Origin of the sequence: Photobacterium sagamiensis (assembly GCF_050337085.1) — a bacterium.
GTDB lineage: Bacteria > Pseudomonadota > Gammaproteobacteria > Enterobacterales > Vibrionaceae > Photobacterium > Photobacterium sagamiensis.
In genome coordinates this window covers 1-4,853 of the sequence record NZ_JAKJSP010000105.1, presented here as the reverse complement: position 1 = coordinate 4,853, position 4,853 = coordinate 1, and the positions used below count along the sequence as shown (strand labels likewise).

The following is a 4,853-nucleotide window of genomic DNA, read 5'->3' as shown; positions in this document are numbered from 1 at the left end:
GATCTAAGATCGTATATCCCACCCAAACCGCAGGTTTTTACGCATCGGGATCGCATACCTACCGCCCTTGGGTATCAGAACCTACCAGCTATCATCAAATTTAGGCGATGCTGTCATCATATGCATATGTTTTATTGAGTGAGCTCTGGTTATGTGAATCACAGTGCAATAAGTAGCATTTATCGAAGTTTACAGCTTTGGAAAATGGGGGACGTTTCTAGGGCGGATTCGTGAAAGGGGGACGGGGATTGCCTGCCGTCAGGGGCATGCCCCCTGTTCAACACCCTATAAACCCTACAAACCGAAGTAAGTAATGAGTTTGTAGGCTTTGTAGGCTTTCTGGAAGGGGTGGCGCGTATGCAGAGTGTTGTGGGGCTGAGGGTTAGACCCTTGGCCCCCCCCCCGATTAGACATTTGGTTTTAGAATATGTAAGGAATGAACATTTTTGTCTTTTTCATATATTCCTTATAACTAGAACCAAAGAATAACATATTTTCACGCTCTTCAATTTTTGCTGTAATCACCAGAAAAATTGTCGTAATCAAAGCCGCCAAAAGCCCATAGATGGTTATATGCTTCAAAAAAGCACCCCACGCCAACAATAGCAAGGAACTATACATAGGGTGTCTAATATATTTGTAGATACCATGTGTTACGAGCTGCGCTGTATTTTCAAAAGTAAGATTTTCCGAGATTATTTCTTTATCCCTAGAACCTCCCATTTTTCTGAGTAAATAAACCCCTTGAAAAACGAACAGGATAGAAAAAAAGAGAATTGTCCACGAGATCAACTGAAGAGGAGAAAGCGGGTCTTTGAGCCAAAATGAAGCATTCATCAAAACAAGTACCAAGATTCCTTCAAACGCAAAAAACCGATAAAAACCATGACATTTCGGATTATGTAAAGCTCGCCAAGAAAGAACAACTAACAAAATAGATAATAGAATAAAAAGCGTTATACGGATGACGGCAAATAATACTAACTCCAAAATCTACCTCCTTTATGCCATGACAATACCAACACCAGCCATAAGTTGCGCCACGATGAACCAACAAAGCACACGGAACTCCATACAAAAACCGCGAGTGTAACGTATCAGCTGATTGCTTTAGCCAACTTTTAATCCCATACATTCAATGCTTTTCCAAACGTAAAGCAAGTCATTGACTTTACGGGTGCTACCAGGAGGTTGCCACAACCTTGTTTCTTGATGGGTCGCTCCTAAAGCATCATAAAAGCCACGTGCAGTGATATTGTCCTCAAGAACTTCTAGGTAAAGCCCTTCATTAGGGAAGTTATCCATCGACCATTTCGCAACCATACGCATTAGTGACTTGCCAACTCCTTTTCCTTTATAGGACCTCGATACGTGAAGGTTATCGATAAAAGTTCCCCAATTAGGATCTTCGTTTCCAAAAGCGCAGACGAAACCACAAATAATGTCATTATCCATTACAACGACAACATGCTGATTATACTTTGGTTTAGCTAATCGCGCTAACCAGCAGGCTTTTCTATCATCCCAAACATCTTTATCTAAAAACGAATCGGGAAATATGTCTCGATATGATTCTCTCCAGCTGCGCGCGTGCAAATCAGCTATCTTTTCTGCATCTTTTAACGTTGCAATTCTGTACTTCACTAAACTGAACTCCATCGATGGCAAGAGGCTACACTGGTATACTTTGCTGATATTGGACAATATCTCAATTCAGATCGTAGCCTTCAACTAAACAGAAAGCTTTTATTCATCGATCAGGGTGTGAGTGTCCGTATAACACCAGTTTCTCGGGTTGTCGGCTTTCTGGAAGGGGTAACGCGTGTATAAGAAGAGAGGGATCCTATGGTATGCAGGGTGTTGTGGGGGCTGAGGGTTAAAGACCCTCGGCTACCCGATTAACTGGCCTACGTCTGGCAAACTATGAATGTCCTGTCCCTCTTTCGCTAGGTTGACGAAGAGGCTTTTAGGCATAAAGAACTCACAAGCATCCCGTGTTGCAGTCGTTGGTTGTTCCCAAGCACCGCAAAGATCTTTTTGATTTTCAGGTGTTCTTGTAAATTGACGGCATTGTCCACATTTGTTCATTATTCCCTCCTCTGAAATCAGAATGTCTCACCAAACTCACCCAGAATATTAGCTTTCAATGCACAATTAAACACCCATACGACTTGAAATGGATAATTAGGTAAGAAATTCCCTTTAGTACGACTACTGCCAGTTAATGCATTTGTGTACGCCCAGCATGGGCATGAACTAATGAGGAGAAATCCCTGTGCGGATCCGCATGAAGGGTGTTGTGGGGGATGAGGGTTAAAGACCTTCGGCTACCTGATTAGTTGCAACACTGCGTGAGTGTTTTAATAAAACTGCAATGAAGCCCGCATAAACAAGCTAGAGATAATGTTGCGAAATTGCATTTTTATAACGTATGAAGACAACTATTAGCGACTTCATTATTGGGCGGAATGTACCTATAAAAGCACAAATTACTTAAATAGTACCGCCGATTATTCCAAACCATTTAGCTGGAATATAACTCTTTGTTTTACAGGGCAATATAAAATCATTTTTTGGCAACTAACGTTAAGTTAACCGGCGAGATTCAGCGAGTCCGAGCGTAACGCAGTGAAGCGGTGTTAAACGCCTGGTTATATGTTCTTTATTCATTTAATTCTATGGAGTTAAGGGCTTTTTTCAACAGTATATTAAATTCATCGGGCTTTTCCAGCATTGGAAAGTGACCTGTTTTCTCAATATAAAACAGTTGATAGTTTTTTATATGCTTTTTATTTTCTTCAGGTGCTGTCGGCCATAATCTGGCGTTTATTGAGACCACAGGAACAGTGATATTTTTAAATACTATGGCGGCTTCTCCGCTTACATACTGGCCCACATAATTACGAAAGGCACTCAAAGCAATTTCCTTTGGGGCAGAAGACATATCTTCTTTTACCCAATTCACCAATTGTTGATCACTGCCTTCCGGAAACATTGGTGAAACAAAATTCTGTGCGGCACTTTTAAAATCAGCTTCAAAAGGTTTTGTCATTTCGTCGATTACACTTTGAGGCGTGCGCTCTGCAACATTTTGCAAGGTATCAACTCCTACAATCCCAACTACTTTTTCCGGCATTAACCTGGCCGCTTCAGCAATTACACCGCCTCCCATGGAATGCCCAATCAAAATTGCTCTATCAATGTTTTCTTTCTCAATAATTGCTTTCACATCGTTAGCGAAGGACAACATTGAAAACTCAGATCTATCTAATGAAGAATGTCCATGACCAGCCAAATCAACTGTGATTACTTGATACTCTTTTGCGAAAACAGGAATTTGCTTCTGCCAGTAACGTCCGTCGCAACTCCAGCCATGAATAAAAATTAGCGCAGTTTTGCCTTTGCCGACCACATCATAGGCGATACGTTCGGAATCAAAAGACAATGCGACATCATGCCTGAGGGAAAGATCGTTGCTCGCACATCCTGATAATAGGAGGAAAGGTATTAATATAAATAATATCTGTTTTTTCATGTTTGTTCCTTGTTTTTCATATAACGCCTGCATAACACGTTTATTACCATGCAAACTTACCTGAATTTGACGCTTTAAAACGAGAAACACTCGGCAAACTGACAATGCCGAGTGTAATAAATCGTGTTGATGCATTTGTTATAAGGCAGTTTCAATGTCTGAGTTTTCAATTTTAGTTTCTACACACAATGCAGCGTAGGCATCATTTGCAGCATACCGTAATTGGTAATCCTTAAGTGGAAATATTGACCAATTAGACTTTTGAGCACTTTTTGTTAAACGCTGGTTGAATAACATTGCTACAGCAACTCTTGCACCTACATTTTGTTTAACACCTAGAAATAACTTTACTTTCTTTGAAAGTTCTACCGTGTTAACAACCTTTATACCAAATTTTCTAAAAATAATCCTTTTATCATCAGCAAGTCCAAATCCAACTTTTTTGATATTTGGATTACTTAATATTTGATCTATTTCTTTTATAGCCGCAGGGAATTTAGCAGGAAAGATGAAGGTCTTCGTTTTACAGGAGATTTGGATTAATTGAGGGCCATTACTTACCTCACCTTTTTTAAAGGTAGGTTTGCTTTCAGTATCAAATCCGAGAACAGAATGTTTTATTAACTCAGATACGGCTTTTAATGCTTCTTCCTTATTAATTACAACTTCAATTTTATCAAGAACAACGCCTTGAAATACAGGAAGTTCTCTAATTTGTTCTTTGCTTAATCTCTTCAATTTATTTCCCCAAATAAGCAGTAACAATACAAATTTAGCCTTATAGACATAATGACTCCCCATGAGGTGCTAGCCTCCGCTTCGTGGGTTAGCTGTAACAGCCAGAGCCATAATATATGTGACTAATTTACATATACGGGAGGCTAGCATGACTAAACATAGCATAATTTTCATTGGCTTAGACACGCATAAAGAATCAACCGAAGTCGTCTACATTCTTGAGAGAAGAACAAGTCAGCCACAACACCTTGGGAAAATTCAAACCAATAAACAAGCGATTACTAAGCTTGTTCGACAGTTTCAATCTAAACACCCAGATTCGAAGCTCTATTTTGTTTATGAAGCTGGCCCTTGTGGTTACTGGATTTATCGCCATCTCTGCAAGTTAGGGCAAGAGTGTTTCATTGTCGCACCTTCACTCATCCCAAAGAAACCTGGTAATCGTGTCAAAACCGATAAACGCGATGCCATTATGCTCGCTACGTTATTAAAAAATGGGGATGTTAACCCTATTTATGTCCCGGAGCCTGAAGACAAAAATGGGGATGTTAACCCTATTTATGTCCCGGAGCCTGAAGAC

General features: G+C 40.1%; 6 protein-coding genes. 1 reads left to right on the top strand and 5 read right to left on the bottom strand.

The annotated features are described in order from the left end of the window. Positions 1–420: 420 nt before the first annotated feature. From L4D76_RS28405 to L4D76_RS28385, 5 genes are all read right to left on the bottom strand, one after another. Positions 421–990, bottom strand: a complete 570-nt coding sequence (locus L4D76_RS28405; protein ID WP_428444176.1) for a methyltransferase family protein — start codon at positions 988–990, stop codon at positions 421–423. 120 nt (positions 991–1,110) lie between these two features. Next, complete coding sequence (locus L4D76_RS28400) at positions 1,111–1,644, bottom strand: GNAT family N-acetyltransferase (RefSeq protein ID WP_428444175.1); 534 nt, start codon at positions 1,642–1,644, stop codon at positions 1,111–1,113. A gap of 246 nt (positions 1,645–1,890) precedes the next feature. Next, complete coding sequence (locus L4D76_RS28395; protein ID WP_428444174.1) at positions 1,891–2,088, bottom strand: hypothetical protein; 198 nt, start codon at positions 2,086–2,088, stop codon at positions 1,891–1,893. Between the two features lie 574 nt (positions 2,089–2,662). Next, the gene (locus tag L4D76_RS28390; protein ID WP_428444173.1) at positions 2,663–3,535 is read right to left on the bottom strand and encodes an alpha/beta fold hydrolase; all 873 of its coding nucleotides are present in this window, start codon (positions 3,533–3,535) and stop codon (positions 2,663–2,665) included. Positions 3,536–3,673: 138 nt separating this feature from the next. Then, positions 3,674–4,336 (bottom strand): 3'-5' exonuclease, encoded by a 663-nt coding sequence (locus L4D76_RS28385; protein ID WP_428444172.1) that lies wholly within the window; start codon positions 4,334–4,336, stop codon positions 3,674–3,676. Between the two features lie 85 nt (positions 4,337–4,421). On the opposite strand from L4D76_RS28385, the gene L4D76_RS28380 reads away from it, so the two are divergent. Further along, a partial coding sequence (locus L4D76_RS28380) for an IS110 family transposase (RefSeq protein ID WP_428444171.1) occupies positions 4,422–4,853 on the top strand: 432 nt, incomplete at its 3' end.

Excerpts from the sequence above, each read along its gene's own strand:
- L4D76_RS28390 (WP_428444173.1), bottom strand. The coding sequence starts at position 3,535 with ATGAAAAAACAGATATTATTTATATTAATACCTTTCCTCCTATTATCA.
- L4D76_RS28395 (WP_428444174.1), bottom strand. The coding sequence starts at position 2,088 with ATGAACAAATGTGGACAATGCCGTCAATTTACAAGAACACCTGAAAAT.
- L4D76_RS28385 (WP_428444172.1), bottom strand. The coding sequence starts at position 4,336 with ATGGGGAGTCATTATGTCTATAAGGCTAAATTTGTATTGTTACTGCTT.